The 18,060-nt window shown below is 64.2% G+C and carries 10 protein-coding genes; 4 read left to right on the top strand and 6 right to left on the bottom strand.

Going from position 1 to position 18,060, the window contains the following annotated elements:
- Window positions 1-204: 204 nt before the first annotated feature.
- Window positions 205-1,458 carry a DEAD/DEAH box helicase gene (locus GNK13_RS04385; protein WP_164101229.1) on the bottom strand — a complete coding sequence of 418 codons (1,254 nt, stop codon included), beginning with the start codon at window positions 1,456-1,458 and terminating at the stop codon, window positions 205-207.
- A 475-nt stretch (window positions 1,459-1,933) separates the two neighbouring features.
- Here GNK13_RS04385 and serB point away from each other — a divergent pair, with 475 nt between their 5' ends.
- Window positions 1,934-3,220, top strand: coding sequence for a phosphoserine phosphatase SerB (serB, locus tag GNK13_RS04380; RefSeq protein ID WP_164101228.1), 1,287 nt, complete (start codon window positions 1,934-1,936; stop codon window positions 3,218-3,220).
- Window positions 3,221-3,347: 127 nt separating this feature from the next.
- Here serB and GNK13_RS04375 read toward each other — a convergent pair whose 3' ends face one another.
- From GNK13_RS04375 to GNK13_RS04365, 3 genes are all read right to left on the bottom strand, one after another.
- Window positions 3,348-5,144, bottom strand: a complete 1,797-nt coding sequence (locus GNK13_RS04375; protein WP_164101227.1) for a DNA methyltransferase — start codon at window positions 5,142-5,144, stop codon at window positions 3,348-3,350.
- 140 nt (window positions 5,145-5,284) lie between these two features.
- The gene (gene tkt, locus GNK13_RS04370) at window positions 5,285-7,342 is read right to left on the bottom strand and encodes a transketolase (protein ID WP_235934770.1); all 2,058 of its coding nucleotides are present in this window, start codon (window positions 7,340-7,342) and stop codon (window positions 5,285-5,287) included.
- A 289-nt stretch (window positions 7,343-7,631) separates the two neighbouring features.
- On the bottom strand, window positions 7,632-8,084 hold the full coding sequence (locus GNK13_RS04365; RefSeq protein ID WP_164101225.1) for a hypothetical protein: 453 nt from the start codon (window positions 8,082-8,084) through the stop codon (window positions 7,632-7,634).
- Window positions 8,085-8,270: 186 nt separating this feature from the next.
- Here GNK13_RS04365 and lysS point away from each other — a divergent pair, with 186 nt between their 5' ends.
- Window positions 8,271-9,875 (top strand): lysine--tRNA ligase, encoded by a 1,605-nt coding sequence (lysS, locus tag GNK13_RS04360; RefSeq protein WP_164101224.1) that lies wholly within the window; start codon window positions 8,271-8,273, stop codon window positions 9,873-9,875.
- Between the two features lie 4 nt (window positions 9,876-9,879).
- Here the strand turns inward: lysS and GNK13_RS04355 are convergent, their stop codons facing one another.
- On the bottom strand, window positions 9,880-10,185 hold the full coding sequence (locus GNK13_RS04355) for a hypothetical protein (protein ID WP_203328918.1): 306 nt from the start codon (window positions 10,183-10,185) through the stop codon (window positions 9,880-9,882).
- 159 nt (window positions 10,186-10,344) lie between these two features.
- On the opposite strand from GNK13_RS04355, the gene GNK13_RS04350 reads away from it, so the two are divergent.
- A complete protein-coding gene (locus GNK13_RS04350) occupies window positions 10,345-12,156 on the top strand; it encodes a flagellar basal body P-ring protein FlgI (RefSeq protein WP_164101223.1) in 1,812 nt (603 codons plus the stop codon).
- Window positions 12,157-12,228: 72 nt separating this feature from the next.
- Window positions 12,229-15,825, top strand: a complete 3,597-nt coding sequence (gene smc, locus GNK13_RS04345; RefSeq protein ID WP_164101222.1) for a chromosome segregation protein SMC — start codon at window positions 12,229-12,231, stop codon at window positions 15,823-15,825.
- A 208-nt stretch (window positions 15,826-16,033) separates the two neighbouring features.
- On the opposite strand, the gene GNK13_RS04340 is transcribed toward smc, so the two are convergent.
- Window positions 16,034-17,698: a sigma-70 family RNA polymerase sigma factor gene (locus GNK13_RS04340; RefSeq protein ID WP_164101221.1), complete on the bottom strand. Its 1,665-nt coding sequence runs from the start codon at window positions 17,696-17,698 to the stop codon at window positions 16,034-16,036.
- Window positions 17,699-18,060 lie beyond the last annotated feature (362 nt).

Below are 18,060 nucleotides of genomic sequence, written 5' to 3'. Positions count from 1 at the left end.
GCAGAAAAATCGTTTAACGGCAAGCCGAAGGCGACTGCTTTTTAAAACACAGTCGCCTTCGGCTTGCCGTTAAACGACTTGGTAGCCAACTGCTCGGCACTGCTGACTTTATGGCAATTCAGCGTATGAAAGTGGCGCTGTCCAGCTAATGTCAGGCTCCGTCGGCCCCCTCCAAATCGGTGGCGGTGAAGAGCGGGATCGGGCCTACGATCGCCGCCGCCGGCTGGACGGTTTGGGCGTCGAGCGGGCTCCCCGCGACCGTGTGCTGGGGCCGCGGCGGGGCGCCGCCGCGGGTTCGGTTTTGAGCGGTGCGGCGGCCGGATCGGCCAGATCGAGAGCGTCGGCCGCGACCGGCAGCTTCTTCTTGAGCTGTTTTTCGATCGCGCGGAGGTGGATCCGTTCCTCGGAGTTGCAGAAGGAGACGGCAATTCCCGCCTCGCCCGCCCGTCCGGTGCGGCCGATCCGATGGACGTAGGTCTCCGGCAGGTTCGGCATGTCGTAATTGATCACGTAGTTGATTCCGCTGACGTCGATCCCGCGGGCGGCGATGTCGGTAGCAACGAGAATTTCAACTTCGCCCGACTTGAACTGGTTCAGCGAGCGTTGTCGGTTGTTCTGTGACTTGTTGCCGTGGATCGCCAGCGCCGGGATGCCCGCTTTGTTCAGCCGGCGGACGACAGCGTCGGCCCCGTGCTTGGTGCGGCTAAAGACCAGCGTGCTGCCGGGCGGGCGGGTCGCCAGGAAGTGAGCGAGCAGCGCCGGCTTTCGCGTTTGTTCGACCAAGTAAACCTCCTGGTCGACTCGGTCGGCCGTCACTCCCTGCGGAGCGATTTGGACGCTCACCGGGTCGGTCAGGATCTGGTCGGCCAGCTGGCGGATCCCCGGAGGCATCGTCGCCGAGAAGAAGAGCGTTTGGCGATCTTTGGGAAGTTTGGCGATGATCCGTTTGACGTCGGGCAAAAAGCCCATGTCGAGCATCTGGTCGGCTTCGTCGAGAACGAACGTCTCGACGCTGCGGAGATCGACATACCCCTGGTTCATCAGGTCGAGCAAGCGTCCGGGGGTGGCGATCACGACATCCACCCCGGCTTCGAGCGCCCGGGTCTGCGCGGATTGACCGACGCCTCCGAAAATCACCGTCTCGCGAAGCTTGGTGCGGCGGGCGTACTGCTGGAAGTTGTCGCCGATCTGGGCGGCCAGTTCGCGGGTCGGAGACAGGATCAAGACGCGGATCCAGCGCCGCGCTTTGCGAGGAAGCGGATCGGCCAGCAGGCGATGCAGGATCGGCAGGGCGAACGCAGCCGTCTTGCCCGTTCCCGTCTGGGCACAGCCGAGGACATCGCGACCGGCGATGATCGAGGGAATCGCCCGCTCCTGAATCGGAGTGGGCGTCGCGTAGCCAGCGCCGTCGATGGCGCGCAACAGGGGCTCAGCCAGCCCCAAATCAACAAATTCCATAAAGGGTTGTTCCGAGAGCTTGCCTCCGGGAGCTCTGTCGAGAGCTGCCCACGGAAGGCTTCGAATTGCAAAGGTGGTGAGATCGGTTCCGATTCGCGGGACTTTTCAACCGGCAGCGGCGAAAGTCGAGGCGGATGCAAACCACGCAGAGGGTGCACTCGGAACGGAATTGCAGAAGTTTAGCAGATGCACTGCGTTTCAACGCCGGGAAAATCGCCGTTTTTCAAGAGAGGGGCGAGGCTCCTTCCGATCGTACTCGTACTCAGCGCAGCGGTACTCGTACTCGTACTCGTTATCGCAAAGCGCTGGACCTGGCCTGCAAGGGATCGAGTACCGCTGCGCTGAGTACGAGTACGAGTACGAGTACGAGTTGGCTCCCGACTCCCGGGCCACCTCGACCCGGCGGCGGTCGCTTCGTAAGCTGACAGACTCCCCGACAGGTCGCTTCTCCCTCTTACTTGCCGAACTCTGACGGATGGCCGACACCCGCAAGACGTTTCTCCTGCGGTTCACCGGTGAAGACCGACCGGGTCTGACTGCTGCGCTGGCCGAGGTGCTGGCCGTCCACGACGCCGAGATCCTGGACATCAATCAAGCGGTGATCCACGAATCGTTGCTGCTCGGCGTGATGGTTCGCCTCCCGGCCACGAGCTCGGGGCGCAGTTCGGCATCGGGACTCAGTGAGCCCTCGGAGTTCAGCGAACCCGAGCGATTCCGCACGGAAGTGTCGCGGGCGGCCGAGCAATTGGGGCTGCGGATGAAGCTGCAGAGGATCGCCGACTCCGACTACGACCACTGGGTCAGCCAGCAAGGCAAACCCCGCTACATTCTGACCCTTCTCTCCCGCAGCGTCACTGGCCGGCAGCTGGCTGCGGTCACCGAGGTGATCGCCCGCGAGGGACTGAATATCGATGTGATCCACCGGCTTTCAGGGCGGCCGCCGCGGATCGACGACGGGCTCCCCAAGCGAGCCTGTGTCGAATTCTGGCTCCGTGGCGAACCGCTCGACCGCGAGCGGATGCAGAGCCACTTTATGGAACTCAGCCGCGAACTGGAGCTCGATGTTTCGTGGCAGAAAGACGACGCCTACCGCCGTTCCCGCCGGTTGGTCGTGTTCGACATGGATTCGACGCTGATCCAGGCCGAAGTGATCGACGAGCTGGCCAAAGAAGCGGGAACCGGGGCTCAGGTCGCGGCGATCACCGAGCTGACGATGCGCGGTGAGCTGGAGTTCGATGCTTCGCTCCGCGAACGGGTCGCGACGCTCCGAGGGCTCCCGGAATCGACGCTCGCCAAAGTCGCTGAGCGGTTGGAGCTGACCGAAGGGGCCGAAGCGCTGCTGACTAATCTCCGCGCCCTCGGCTACAAAACCGCAGTCCTCTCGGGCGGTTTTAGCTACTTTGGCGAACAGCTTCAGCGGCGGCTGAAAATCGACTACGTCTACGCCAACGAGCTGGAAATCGTCGATGGCGTGCTCACCGGGCGGCTCCGAGGTGAGATCGTCAACGGCAGTCGCAAAGCCGAATTGCTCGAACAGATCGCTGCGATCGAAGGAATTAACCGTCGGCAAGTGATCGCGGTCGGGGATGGCGCGAACGATCTGCCGATGCTCAACCGAGCCGGCCTGGGAATCGCTTTCCATGCCAAACCGATCGTCCGCAAGGAAGCCGCCCACGCCGTCTCGACACTCGGGCTCGACGCGATCCTCTACTTGCTCGGTGTCCGAGACCGAGAGCGGACGCCGGTCCGAGCCGAAGTGTAGCTGGATAACGCCACTTTGGATTCGTGTGGAGCAGCACGGATCGCCAGAAAATCGTTTAACGGCAAGCCGAAGGCGACTGCTCTTTAAAACACAGTCGCCTTCGGCTTGCCGTTAAACGACTGTGCGCTCAAACCCTGATATTTAGCCGCGGTTGCAGTTGTCGCGTGAGGAGGACCTGCCGAGCGAGCGGGTAATCGTCGACCGCTTCGACCGGCCACCACCGCCACACGAGGCTCGCGGCGTAGGGATTCAGCGGCGAACCGGTTCCCGGCGCCGTGCGGTGGTTGCACAGGCGGTCCCGCAAGTTCGCCGCTTCGCCCACATACAAGCACTCGCCCTCTTCGCCGGTCCAGAGGGCGTAGACGGCAGCCGATTCGGGAAGGGCCGAAAAATCCCTGGCCGCTCGAGCTGCTTCGCCGAACGCTCCCGAAGCGGACTGCGGGTCGAGTGCCGGGACTGCCCCCCGCTCGGCATTCTCGACAGCCGAGTGGAGTTTTTTGCGGAGCATGAGTGCTCCCCAGCGGTACTCGAGCGACGAGAACCCTTCGGCCAGACTGGCGGCGATCTTCTCGAACGCGGCTGCTTCTTCGGGATCGCAGAGGATGTCGTCCAGGCTCAACTCGTTGTGATCGCTGCGCACCCGCCAAGCGATTTCGCAGGCGAACAGGAATCGCCGGGCGTGCTGCCAATCGATCTTCGTCCGCTTCGCCGTATCAAAACGTTCGGGATTGATTTTGCCCGCCTTGCGGAGCCGAAACAGGTGGCGGTTGCGTTCAGCGGCAACCCCCGGAACCGAGGCCCCGTCGCATCGCTGCTGGAAGCGACGGTTCAGCCGCGGGTCGGCGACCACGCGATCGACCGAGTACCCTTCGCTGCTCTGACCAAACGCTTCGAGCAGCAGTTGTGAGGCGTCGTCCAAGGCCGGCAGGTCGAACAGCCCGAGCTGAAACCCGTGCTGCAGGAGCGAATCGCGAGAGCTCAGCGCGGCCGGGGAAGCGGTCGATTCGGAGGAGGTCGTCTTGCCGCCGCTGCTTCGCTTGCCGTTTCTTTTGTCGGTCGCCGGTGCACTGACTTTGGGCTCCGCGGCCCCGTCGAGGCGATCGCCGACGGCGCAGCGGGAGAGTCGCTCGGTCCCCAGAGCGGCGTAATCGTCGGAAAGTTCGAAGGCGAGGAACTGGCGATCGAGTTTCTTTGCGACCGCGACGGTTGTGGCGCTGCCGGAGAAGGGGTCGAGGACCACGTCGCCCGGCTGGCTGCACGAGCGGATGATCCGGCCGAGGAGCTGCTCAGGCATCTGGCAGCCGTGGAAACCGGCTCGCTCCTTAAATGTGCCCGCGACCCGCGGAAAATACCACACGTCCTCGTCGGGGTTGAAGCCGTCGGTCAGGTCTTGCGGGCGGAGGATCCACGTGTCGTCGGGCATCCGGCCTTTGGAGTGGGCGCGGGAGTCGTTGTAGACGAGCTGGCGGGCCGAGGGGACGCGGATCGCATCGCTGTTGAACGTGAACCGCTTGGCGTCTTTGACAAAGTGGAAGAGGTGCGCGTGCGAGCGGGTGAACTTGTGTTTGCAGTGCACGCCGAAGGTGTAGTACCACACGACCCAGCTGCGGCACTCGAAGCCGATCTCCTGGGCCGTGACCTTCAGCTCCGCCGCGTACTCGTCACCGATCGCCAGCCAGAACGCGCCGCTCGGCTTGAGCGCTCGATAGACGCCCGAAATCCACTCGTGCGACCAATCGAGGTACGACGAAGCGTCGCGAGCGTCGTCGTAGACGTCGTACTTGTAGCCGATGTTGAACGGTGGATCGGCAAACGCCAAATCGACCGACTCGGTGGGGAGTTGGGCCAGTCCCTCGACGCAATCGCCGCGGTGAATCTGCCCCAACCAGGACTCGAGCGGATGAGCGAGAAGCGGCTCGGCCATGAGAGGACATGATTCTGTAAGAGGGGGCGACGATCAGCCGCCACGCGCTAGCGTCCGGTTATCCAAGCGTTTCCGGAACCGGGGGCTAGCGCCCGGCGGCTGATGGTATTGCAGGGAACTGGCAGGGCCCACCCAGCCGTCTATCGGCCGATCAGGCCTTTGGCGATCTCGTAGGTGTTGTCGGCGGTGATTTTGAACTTCTTGTACAGCTGGTCGTACGGACCCGAAGCGCCGAAGGAGTCCATGCCGATGAACTCGCCGTGGAAGCCGAGGTAGCGGAACCAGCTTTCGCCGATCCCCGCTTCGACCGCCACGCGAGCGGTGCACTCCGGCGGCAGGACCTGGTCCTGATACGTCCGCGGTTGCTGCTCGAACAGATCGAGGCAGGGCATGCTGACGACGCGGGCTTTGATTCCGTCGGCAGTCAGCCGCTCGTAGGCCTCGACGACCACCTGCAATTCGCTGCCGCTGGCCATCAGGATCACTTCGGGGGTCCCGTCGCAGTCACCGAGGATATAGCCACCCTGGGCGACGCCCGAGGCCGAAGCGTAGACGGCGCGGTCGAGGGTGGGCATGTTCTGCCGCGAGCAGACCAGGGCCGCCGGATGGTCGTTGATCGAGAGGATCGTGCGGTACGACTCGGCGACTTCGTTGGCATCGCCGGGACGGAAGACGTTCATCCCGGGCATCGCACGGCAGGCGGCCAAGTGCTCGATCGGTTGGTGCGTCGGGCCATCTTCGCCGACTCCGATCGAGTCGTGGGTGAGCACGTACAGCACCGGCTGGTGCATGATGCTGCTCAGCCGCATCGCTCCCCGCATGTAATCGGTGAAGACGAAGAAGGTCGCTCCGTAGGCTCGCAGCCCGCACAGCGACAAGCCATTGCAGATCGCCGCCATCGCGTGTTCGCGAATTCCGAAGTGAATATTGCGACCGGCGTAGTTGTCCGCGGAGAAGTCGCCTGCATCGGCGAATGTCAGCAGCGTTTTGGTGCTGGGAGCCAAGTCGGCTGAGCCGCCGATCATGTGCGGCACGTTCTTGGCGATCGCGTTCAGCACGGTGCCGCTGCTGTTGCGCGTGGCGTCCCCCTTGGAACTCGCCGGGAAGCTGGGGATGTCGCGGTCCCAGCCGTCAGGCAGCCGGTTCTCGAAGATCGCCGCGAGCTCTTCCGCCCGGTCCGCGTGGGCCTTCTGGTAAGCCTCCCAGGTGGCCGTCCATTGCTCGTAAGCCGCCGCGCCGCGGGCCCCGACGCCTGCGTCGAAGTGTTCGCGGACTCCCTCCGGAACGTGGAACTTCTCGTCCTTCGGCCAGCCGTAAACTTCCTTCGTCGCTTCGATTTCGTCCCAGCCGAGCGGAGCTCCGTGGGCGCCGTGCGTGTTCTGCTTGTTTGGGGCCCCGTAGCCGATGATGCTGCGGACGATCACCAGCGTCGGTTTGCCGGTGGTCTGCTGGAAGGTCTCGATCGCTTGGCCGAGAGCTTCCAGGTCGTTGGCGTCTTCGACCCGCAGGATGTTCCAGCCCATGCCCTCGAACTTCAGCGCGATGTCCTCGCTGAAAGCCAGGTCGGTGCTGCCTTCGATCGTGATTTTATTGTCGTCGTAGAACCAACACAGGTTGTCCAGCTGGAGGTGCCCGGCCACCGACGCGGCTTCCGAGGCGATCCCTTCCATCAAGTCGCCGTCGCTGCAGACGACGTAGGTGTTGAAGTCGAACAGCTCATGATCGGCCGTGTTGTAGCGAGCGGCCAGCCACTTGGCCGCCATCGCCATTCCCACGCTGTTGCTGACCCCTTGGCCGAGCGGCCCGGTGGTCGTCTCGATTCCAGCCGCTTCGTCAAACTCGGGGTGGCCGGCACAGGGGCTGCCGATCTGCCGGAAATGCTTGATGTCGTCGAGCTTGATCGACAATTCGTCGGTCGGTTGCCCGTCGGAGTCGAGGGCTCGCACGCCGACCAAATGCAGCACCGAGTAGAGCAGCATCGACGCGTGGCCGCAGGACAGGACGAAGCGGTCGCGGTTCGGCCACAGCGGGTTCCGCGGGTCGTAGCGGAGGGCTTCGTTCCAAATCTGGTAGGCGACCGGTGCCAAGGCCATCGGCGTCCCGGGGTGTCCGCTGTTGGCCGTCTGGACCGCATCCATGCTGAGCGTGCGGATGGTGTCGATGGCCGTCTGTTTGAGGCTGGACGTCGAGACAGACATATTGGGCAAACCCCCGCGGGGAGCAGTAAACGAAAAGGATCGGGTCAAACTACGTCCCGAAAAGCCTACGAAGAAAGCCCCGAATCATCCAGTGGGGCCGGAAAGGAGGAGGGAGCAGGTTTCAGCCTTTTCGTACTCGTACTCAGCGAAGCGGTACTCGTACTCGTACTCGAACCGTCAGCGCTGGGAGCGAGTACGAGTACGAGTACGAGTACGAGTACGAGTACGAGTACGAGTGAATTCTTTCCTGCTCCCTGCTCCCGGCTCCCGGCTCCCGGCTCCCTGAAACCTACAAACTCACCCAGCCCGGTCGATTGGGGCGGGTGCCTCGGCGGCGGTGGTGGGGGGGGAGCGGGGGCATCCACAGCGAGTGCTGCAGCAGATCGAGCAGGGCGTTGGGGTCGATCGGTTTAAACAGGCAGCGGACGGCGGCCAGCGCTTCGCACCGCTGCTGCAGTCCCGCCCAGCAGCCGTCGGCGACCAGCAGGACTGGGAGCTCCGCCGACCCACTCACCTCGCGAAGTTTGGCCACCAAAGCGAGGGCCGCCTCGGCGTCGTCGGCCACCTCGATGACCACCGCATCGAGCGCGTCCTGAGCGGCGGCCTTTTCCGCCGCTACGGCCGTCCGGGCGCAGATGCACGCATATCCGTGGCTGTCGAGTGCTCCGGCGGTAGCGATCAGGGTGATCGGGTTCGGGTCGACCACCAGAATCATCGTTTCGTGCTGGGACGGTTGGGGCATCGTGTGCCTCGAAGGCGGATGGTGAAAAAGAGGGGGGAAGTTTTTGGTTTTGGGAGGTACCCGTTTGGGGCGGGGTCCTTCAAGGTCGGTTCGCGGAGCGCTACAATCCGCGACTACGCTCCCCAACCACCGCCCCGGTCATCTTCGGCGGAAGATGGTCATCTTCGACGGAAGAATAGAACGCTGATGAGTAAAGAAGCTGCAGATGCGACGGGTGTCGACACCACGGACCCGCGGGTCGCGCGTCGCGAGAAACTGCGGCGGATCGGCGAGACAGGGATCGATCCCTGGGGCAGCCGGTTCGATGAGCGGTCGATGGTCGAGGACGTCCGCCGGCTGATCCCGCAGATCAAATATCGGCTGCCCGATGGAACCGAGATCGACACCCCGAACATGGTCAACTCGGGCGGTTCGGTCGATTACCGCACCTGGAAGAGCGAACAGAACGCGGCGGCGGGGGGCAACGGGGAAGAAATCGGACCGCAAGTCCGTGTCGCTGGCCGGATCATGCTGATGCGGCCAACCGGCAAGCTGATCTTCCTCAACCTCCGCGACTGGACCGGCGAAATCCAGATCTTCATCGGCAAAAATCAGGTCGGCGAAGAAGCGTTTGAGCTGGCCAAGCTGTTCGACCTGGGTGATTTGATCGGCGTCGATGGACGGCTGGGCTGGACCAATACGGGGGAGCTGACGGTCTTTGCCGAGCAGCTCCACTTCCACACCAAGATGCTCGAGCCGGCTCCCGACAAGCACGCCGGTTTGCACGATCCTGACCTTCGCCAGCGGATGCGGTACGCCGACCTGGCCTTCAACGACGGGGTCCGCGAAGTCTTTCTCGACCGGACGCGGATCGTCAAATCGATCCGTCAAACGCTCGACAGCCAGCGGTTTGTGGAAGTCGAAGGCCCCACGCTGCACGCGATTGCCGGGGGAGCCGCGGCCCGTCCGTTCAAAACGCACCACAACGCGCTCGACATGCCGCTGTTCATGCGGATCGCTCTGGAATTGCACCTCAAGCGGCTGATGGTCGGTGGGATTGAGCGGGTTTATGAGCTTGGCCGCGTGTTCCGCAACGAAGGGGTCAGCCCGCGGCACAACCCTGAATTCACGATGCTCGAAGCCTACCAGGCCTACGGCGACTACGGCACGATGATGGAGCTGACCGAGCAGATCATCTCGAACGCAATTGAGGCGATCGGGGGCGGCATGGTCCGCAAATTTGGCGATCAGGAAGTCGACTTCACGCCGCCTTTCGCCCGCCGCTCGTACGACGATTTGATTCTCGAGCACACCGGCGTCGACCCTGCCGACGAAGGGGCGATGCGGGCGCTGGCCAAACAGCTGGGGCTCGAAACGGCCAATCGCCACGCGGACGTGATCAAGAACGAAATTTTTGAGGAGAAGGTCGAAGACCTGCTGGTCGGGCCGGTGTTCGTGATCGATTATCCCGCCAGCATGTGCCCGCTGACCAAGCGGAAAGTCGATCAGCCCGAAGTGGCCGAGCGGTTCGAGTTGTTCATCTGCGGAATGGAGCTCGCCAATGCTTACACCGAGCTGAACGACCCCGATTTGCAGGAGCAGCTCTTCCGCACCCAGCTGCAGGGGCTTTCGGAGGAAGATTCGATGGCCCACATGGACCACGATTTCGTCCGCGCGCTGCGGTATGCGATGCCGCCTGCCGGCGGGCTGGGGATTGGGATCGACCGGCTGGTGATGCTCCTGACCGGTCAGCGCTCAATTCGAGACGTCATCCTGTTTCCCCTGCTCCGCCCGGAGACGTTTGAGAGCTAAGCGTTCACGATCCGTGCTGTTTGACCATTTTGTTGTACAGCCCGAGGATCAGGAACGTCGGTGCCCACTGGCCGATGAACAGCGCCTTGTGGTCGTCCCCCGACATTTTGTACGCCAAGGAGGCGGCGATCGAGCCTCCGGCGGCCATCAACCAGAAGTCGGAGGGAAGCCGGGAGGTCTGGGATTCGATTGCGCGGGTCAGCGGGCCCTCGCCCACCTCCCCGGCCATCACCCCTTGCTGCGGGTTGCGGTCGGCGCCGAGTCCCCGCTGCTGTGTATAGCCATGTAGTGATTGGCTGCCCTGTGACATAACGTGACTCCTTTGCGAAGGTGCGTGAGAATTGGATCCGTGTCTTGACAGGGCAGCAAGCAATGTGCCGCGGGCATCGCTCTTGCCGCGAGCGGGGATTTCCAGCTAGCCTCCCCCCGCTGATTGTCCCGCTTGTTTCTCTGATCTCGGACCATTGCGATGCGAGCATGGATGCCCGCTCTCACCGATACGTTGTTTTGGGGTCTCGCAGGACTGATGTGCCTCGCCCCGATCGGCGGCTGTATGACGCCTTGGCGGAAGTCCGAGGAGGTTCAGGAGCAGGAGCGGCTCGAGGAGCTCGTCCGGGCCCCCAAACCGCCCGCCTTGGTGCGGGAGGCAGCGGCGCCGTACGGGCTGCGGTACGGGAAAATCCAGAGTTTTGGGATCGTCAACGGGCTGGCGGGCACGGGAGGCCAGGAGCCGCCGTCGATGCAGCGCGATCTGTTGCTCGCGGAGATGAAAACCCGCGACGTCGAGGATCCGAACACGTTCATCGATTCGGAGAACACCGCCCTGGTGATGGTCGAAGCGGTGATTCCGCCGGGAGTGCGTCGCGGCGATCCGCTCGATTTGATCGTCAAAACGTCCCAGCGAACCGAGGCGACGAGCCTTCGGGGCGGCTGGTTGATGCCGGCGCGACTGAGCTTCACGCAGATCATCGGTGGCATGCCACGAACCAGTGACACCTTGGCTACCGGCACCGGACCGGTGATCGTCCGCGCGGCACATCAGGCCGGAGACGACCCCCAGCTGCTGCTCGAAGGCCGCGTGCTGGCCGGCGGCGTGGCTCAGAAGGACGGCCACCTCGACTTGCGGATTCGCCCCGAATATCGACACGTGGCGATTTCCAAGCGGCTCGCGGAAGTCATCAATCGCCGGTTTTACTTTTTCGACGGATCGGCGCGGCGGGGGATCGCTAACGCCAAGGAAGACGATCTGATCGCGATCGAGACTCATCCGCGGTACCGCCACAACGTGCACCGGATGATGGCGGTCGTCGGCTTGCTGGGGACCGAAGCGGATATCGCCGAGACGCACGCTCGGATCGACACGCTCGCGAAGCAGTTGCTCGAGCCGACTTCGGCTTCGGACGCGGCACTGCAGCTCGAGGGGATCGGCGACGAAGGGGTCCCCGCCCTGCTCGCGGCCCTCACCTCCTCGAACCCGGAGATCCAGTTTTACGCCGCCGAAGCGCTGGCCTACCTCGACCGCGTCGAGGCGGTCGAGCCGTTGGTGGAACTCAGCCGCGATCAGCCCGCCTTCCGCTACCACACGCTGCAAGCGCTCGCTGGGATGGAGAAGGAGCGGCGGGCGGCCGAGGGGCTGCGGAAGCTGCTCGACGAATCGAGCACCGAGACGCGGTTCGGCGCTTTTGACGCCATCCGTCGCCGAGCCGACCGCAACGTGATCCTCAGCGGTTCGCGGTTGGGCGAATCGGACCAGCGGGTCAACTTCTTCGATGTGCCTTCCAAGGGAGGGCCCCTGGTGGCGATCAGCCTGCGGCGGTCGCCCGATCTGGTCGTCTTCGATGGGCCGATCCCCATCAAGCCGCCCGAATACCTGTTCTGCGGCTGCGGCATCCTGATCGTCGCCAACGGTGCCGAGGGGCTGCAGATCAGCCGCATCCTGCCGGGCCGCGAAGATACGCACACCACCGCTCCGGCGACCGTTCGCGGGTTGGCCGGTGGCATCGTGCAGGTCGGTGGAAGCTACGGCGACATCGTCGAAGCGCTGCGGTTGGCCAAGGAGCAAGGATTTCTCTCGGCCGCGCTGGCCATCGACGTGCTCCCGCAGCCGCTCCGCGAGTACCACCGCGGACCGTCCGATTCGGGCAGCTCCGAACTCGATCCCGCGGCGCTTCCGCCGCAGCGGATCGATCCGCCGGAAGAGGCTCAGCCGGAACGCGGCTGGTACGACCCCCGGGGGTGGTTCAGCTCGATCAACCTATCCTCCGCAGCCAGCGTTGCTTAGGATAACGACGCAACCAGGCGGTCGAGCTCCGATCGCGTCTGCTGCGGCGTTCCTTGTTGCTGATTTGCGGGCATGCTGAAGGCTCTGGAACTCTTCGGCTTCAAGAGCTTTGCCGATCGAACCCGCTTCGATTTTCCCGACGGGATCACCGTCGTGGTCGGGCCGAATGGGTCGGGCAAATCGAACATCGTCGACGGCATCAAATGGGTGCTCGGCTCGCAGAGCGCCAAGAGTCTCCGCGGCAAGGAGATGGCCGACGTCATCTTCAAAGGCTCCAACGATCGCAAGCCGGCCGGTGCCGCCGAAGCGTCGATCGTGTTCGACAATTCCAGCGGCGAACTTCCCTACGAAGCCGACGAAGTCCACGTCACCCGCCGCGTCTACCGCAGCGGCGAGAGCGAGTACCTGATCAACGGCACCCCCTGCCGCCTCAAGGACGTGCGGGACTTGGTCCGCGGGACCGGCATCGGCATCGACGCCTACAGCTTGATCGAGCAGGGCAAAGTCGATCGGATGCTGCAGGCCAATCCCAAGGACCGCCGGGCGATCTTCGAGGAAGCGGCGGGAATCAGTCGCTTCAAAGCGAAGAAAGTCGAAGCGGCGCGGCGCTTGGCCCGCGCCGAACAGAACCTGACTCGCCTCGGTGACATCGTCGACGAGGTCGCCACCCGGCTGCAGAGCCTCAAATCGCAGGCCTCCAAAGCAGAAAAATATCGCCAAGCGACCGAGCGGCTGCGGGAATGTCGCACCCAACTCGCCTGGGCCGACTGGTCCGAGCTGTCGGAGCTGCTCGACGCGGCGGCCGAGCAGGCCGAGGAGCGAGCCGCCGCCCACCGCGCGGCGGAAGCGGAGCAGGAGGCGGCGGTCGAACGGCGGCGGGCGATGGAGCTCGGATTGCAGGAAGCGGCTTCCCAGGCCCAAAAAATCGAATCCGCCCGCAGCGACCTGTGGCGGCGGATCGCCTCGCTTTCGGGAACCCGCGACGCCGACGCTCAAGCGGCCGAAGACATGCGGCGGCAGATCGCCTCGGGCCGCCGCCGCGTCCGCTTGTTGCAATCGCAGGCCGGCTCGGCAATCGCCGAACTCCGCGACCTCCGCCGCCGCCACGCCGAGAGCGCCGCGGAACTCGAAGCGGCTCGTCAACAAGCCGACGACGCTGAAGCGGCCCGCGTCGCTGCCAGCAGCGAAGTCGAGCGGGTGCGGGCCCAACGCGAACAGATGCAGAGCGAGCATCTCGAGGCGCTTCGCCGAGCGGCCGACCTCGAGGGAACACTGCAGCGCCACCAACAACGGATCGACGCCAGTCACCGCTCGAGTGAGTCGGTCGACGAGCGGATCGCGCGGGCCACCGCTGCGCTCGAGGAGGCCGAAGCCCAGGTCCAATCGGCGAGCCTTGCCATCGAGCGGCTCGACGCCACGATCCACGAGCACGCCGCGGCGATCGACGAAGGGGAAGCGGAGCTCAGCGACCACCGCCGCGTGCTGCAGCGACGCCGTGACGAAGCGGCTGCTTTTCGAGTCAAACTGCAGGGGGTCAGCGAGCGACTGGCGCTGCTGGAGGATCTGAGCCGACGTCAGGAAGGGATTGCGAGCGGTGTCCGCGGCCTGCTCGAAGCGGCTCAAGATTCTCCCACCGGTCCCTTGGCCGATGTGGTGGCCCTGGTCGCCGACGCGTTCGAGACCGACGTCCACGTCGCCCCCTCGATCGACGTCGCGCTTGGGCCGCTCGCCCAGTACCTGATCGTCCGCGGCGATTCGCTGCAGCGAGCGATTCTGGCCGGCGATCTCGGCTTGGAGGGCCGCATTGGGCTGCTGCGAATCGACGAATTGCCGACCCGCCGGCCAGGCGATCGGATCCGGCTGGACGGCTTGAAAGGCGTGGTGGGCCGTGCCGATCGGCTGGTTCGCGTCCGCCCCGAACTCGAGCCCCTTGCCCGGCACCTGCTGGGTACGACGTGGCTGGTCGACACGCTGCAGACGGCCCTGGGGCTGCGAAAGCTGAGCGGTGCGGGACTGCGGTTCGTCACTGGCGGCTGCGAGCTGCTCGAACGCGATGGCTCGATCATGCTCGGCCCCGCCGCGGCGGCTTCCGGTTTGGTCAGCCGGCGGAGCGAGCTGCTCGCGTCGCAAAAAGAACAGCAGCACTACCGCTATCAACTGCAGGAGAACGAGCGGGAGATCGAGCGGATCGCCGAAATCGTCGACTCCCTCGCCGCCGCCCAGGGACGCCTCGAGCGGCGGCATCGCTCTTCGGTCACCGAGCGAGCCGGCGCCGAAGCGACTCGCGAAGCAGCCGTCGAGCGCGAACAGTCACGCCGCGCCGCGCTCGAGGACCTCGTCCAGCAGCGTGAGGAAATTGAAACGACTCGCCAAGAAGCGGCCGAGCTTCTGCAGTCGGTCAGCGGCCAGCTGACCCAATGCCAGCAGCGGATCGCGGAGCTCGACGAGCAATCGCAACTCGTCGGCCGCTCCTTGGCCGCCGCCCAAGCCGAACTGCGGCGAGCGACCGACGCGGTGATGCAGAAGAACGTCGAGCTGGCCCGGATCGAGCAGCGGGCCGAAGCCTTCCAGACGACGCTCGAACAACAGCAACGCGACCAGTCGCAGCGAAACGCCGCGGTGGCTGACGTCCGCGACGCGCTGGCCGAAAACGAGGCTCGGCTGACCAGCATCGAGCGGCGGATGCTTTCGAGCACTTCCGAGCTCGCCGAGCTGTACCTCGAAAGCGAGCAGGTCGAGGCGCGGCTCCGCGTGCTGGCGGGCGAGGTCGGCTCGCTCCGCGAACAGCAGCGGCAGCTGCAGCGCGAGAACGACGCCATCCAACGCCGCGTCCAAAAAGCGGCCGAGGCGGTCCACCAGCTCCAGCGCCAGCGGGACGAGGCGCAGCTGCGCCGCACGACGCTCGCCGAACGAGTCCGCGAAGATTACGACATCGACCTCCACGCCGAACAACCGCCCGAAGACTTCGAGCCGCCGGAAGATCGGGAAGCGGCCGAAGCCGAAATCGCCAGCCTCCGCGCCCAGCTCCAAAAGACCGGCGCGGTGAACATGGAGGCGCTCGAAGAACTTCAAGAACTGCAGGAACGGTACGACGAGCTGCACGGCCAGTATCAAGATCTGACCGCTGCCAAAGAATCGCTCGAGCGGATCATCCAGCGGATCAACGCCGACAGCCGACGGCTGTTCCTCGACACGCTCGAAGCGATCCGGGCGAATTTTCAGAAGCTGTACCGCAAGTCGTTTGGCGGCGGCTCGGCCGATTTGATCCTTGAGGAATCAGCCGATCCGCTCGAAGCCGGAGTCGAAATCGTCGCCACTCCGCCGGGAAAACCCTCCTTCTCCAACTCGCTCCTCTCCGGAGGCGAGAAAGCGCTCACCGCCGTGGCGCTGCTGATGGCGATCTTCCAGTACCGCCCGAGCCCGTTCTGCGTGCTCGACGAGGTCGACGCTCCATTCGACGAGGCGAATATCGGCCGCTTCGTGGCGGTGCTGACCGAGTTTCTCGATCACACCAAATTCGTCGTCGTCACCCACAGCAAAAAGACGATGACCGCTGCCACGACGCTGTACGGGGTGACGATGCAGGAGTCGGGCGTCAGCAAGCAGGTCTCGGTCCGCTTCGAAGACGTCTCCGACGACGGCCACATCCGCGACCGGACGGTGGCGTAGGCCGCCCAGCCCCGGAGGGGCGACAGACATTAGCCTGGGGCGCGAGCCCCAGGACCCGGTGAAGAAAAAATGCAACAGCCCCAGCGGGGCGGCAGAGATCCGACGCGGATTACTATGCCGCCCCGCTGGGGCTGTTGGTGGGCTTTCACTCTTGGTCCAGGGGCTCGCGCCCCTGGCTATTCTATTTCGCCGCTCCGCGGCTGGAGCTCTAAAACTCGAGCTCGATCTTTTCCTTGTCCGCTGCCTCGCGGAGCTTGATCAGGGCTCGCGCTTCGAGTTGTCGGATCCGCTCTTTGGTGACCCCCATTTCGGCGCCCACCTCCTTGAGCGTCAGCGGCTCGTTGCCACGCCCCAGCCCGAAGCGAGCCGAGATGATCTTCTGCTCGCGGTCGTCCAGCCGGTTGAGGATCCGCAGCACCTGACGCTGGCGGCGGCGATGCTCGGTTTCCTCGAGGTACGGATTCTTCCGCTCGTCCTCGCGAGCCAGGAACATCTCTTCGGCCGTCGTGCGGAACCGATCGCGATGTTTGAACTCGGTCGGAATCGTGCGAGCGTAGTTCTTCATGATCGCCCACGATGCGTAGGTGCTGAACTTGTTGCCCCGCGAATAGTCGAACTTCTCAGCGGCCCGGATCAGCGACATGTTGCCGTCGCTGACCAGTCCGAAGAAGTCGTCGGTGCTGTTCATGTGCCGCTTGGCGATCGAGACGACCAACCGCAAGTTGGCTTGGACGATCTGGTTCTTGACCTTCACTGCCTGCTCGTAGAGCGCCTCGATCTCGTCCATCACCGCCGCTTTGGCACTCCGCGGCGTGATCTGTTGACGCAGTTCGGCTGCCTGGTGCTTGAGGAAGTTCATCTTGCGGAACAGATGGTATTCCTGCTCGCGAGTCAGCAACGCGACGTCGTACAGAGCGGCCAAGTACGGCGGCAGTCCGGACGGGACGCGCGTTTTCCGCGGAGGCGTATCGGCTCCGGGGAGCGGCCCGAGGATTTCTTCGGCCTTCGACGAGTCGTTGAAGTCGTCGTTGAAGATGTAGTCGAGCGGCAATTCGAGGATCCGCGCGGCCCGCATCTCGGAGAGGATCCGCATGATGCTGCTCCGCGTGCGGCCGTACCGCTTGCAGAGCGCCGGGATGCTCGCCCCACGCTGATGCTGCTGGAAGATCGATCGCTTTTCCTCTTCGCTGAGCGCCCCGTTGTGATCGGGGAAGATCGCCAGCGTTGGATTTTCGCGGTCGAAGTTCTTGAGCGTGTACCGCACCGTCTCGGGGCTGCGGTGCATCTGATCGGAGAGTCGCCGAGTGACCTCGGAAAGGTTCGATCCGGTCTCGGCCAGCGACCGGGCCCGCTCGATGATCTCGCCCTTCTCGTCGTCGCTCAGCTGGCTGAACCGCTCGCCGCGACGGACTTTGTCACGGTTGCTATCGACGAACCGCTCGACGCTGCTGTGCAGGAACCCAACGCGGCGACGGCCATCGACGATGAACCGGCGGCTGACCAGCCCTTGTTCTCGCCAGCGGCTGATCGTTTTCGTCGAAACGTTGAACATCCGGCTCAGGTCCTCGACCGTGTGCACCGGCTCCATCGTGTCTTGCACGCTGATATCGGCCGCCTCGGAGAGATCTTCGACCAGCAGCCGCAGATCGTGCCGCACGTCGGCGCCCGAGATATTGTGGCGGGTCGCTTTCTCTGCCCGGTAGTCGGTGATTCGGTAACAGAGGAAGTCGTAGGCGTAGTTGCGGTCCAACTCGACCTCGCCGAGCAGCTCCTCAGCCCGCGCTGCTTGCTGCAGTTGTTTTGCCCGCGGCGCAAAACGCACCTGCTGGTCCCGCAACTGCTTCAACATCGAATCGCGATAATCCTCGTGCATCGCACATCTCCCACAGCTATCGGTGCATTGCCGGTGATTCCCTGCGACCCCGGCGGGTCGCCCGGCTGGCATCCAGTCGCCCGGGAATCGCCTCGTCGTGAGGCGATCGTCTTTGGACAGCCGACTTCCGGCTCCTTGCCGAAAGGTCCTGGCCACAGTACGCCTGTGGCTCACCGAAAGGTTCATCACCGATCGGTCTGCAGGTGTTAACTGCAAGCTGTCCCCCTTGCTAACCGAAATGAGCAAAAAGTTGCCGAAAAGGTTCAAGAACCACCCGGCCACCGCTGCTCGACCCCCGCGGCAACTTGACAGCCGCCGCGTGGGCCATAGGACTCTGTAGGAAATTAGAGGCCAAACAGTTC

Origin of the sequence: Candidatus Laterigemmans baculatus, from assembly GCF_010367455.1 — a bacterium.
Taxonomy (GTDB): Bacteria; Planctomycetota; Planctomycetia; order Pirellulales; family Pirellulaceae; genus Laterigemmans; species Laterigemmans baculatus.
Note: the sequence above shows the minus strand (reverse complement) of the source record. Positions and strands in the feature narration are given on the sequence as shown.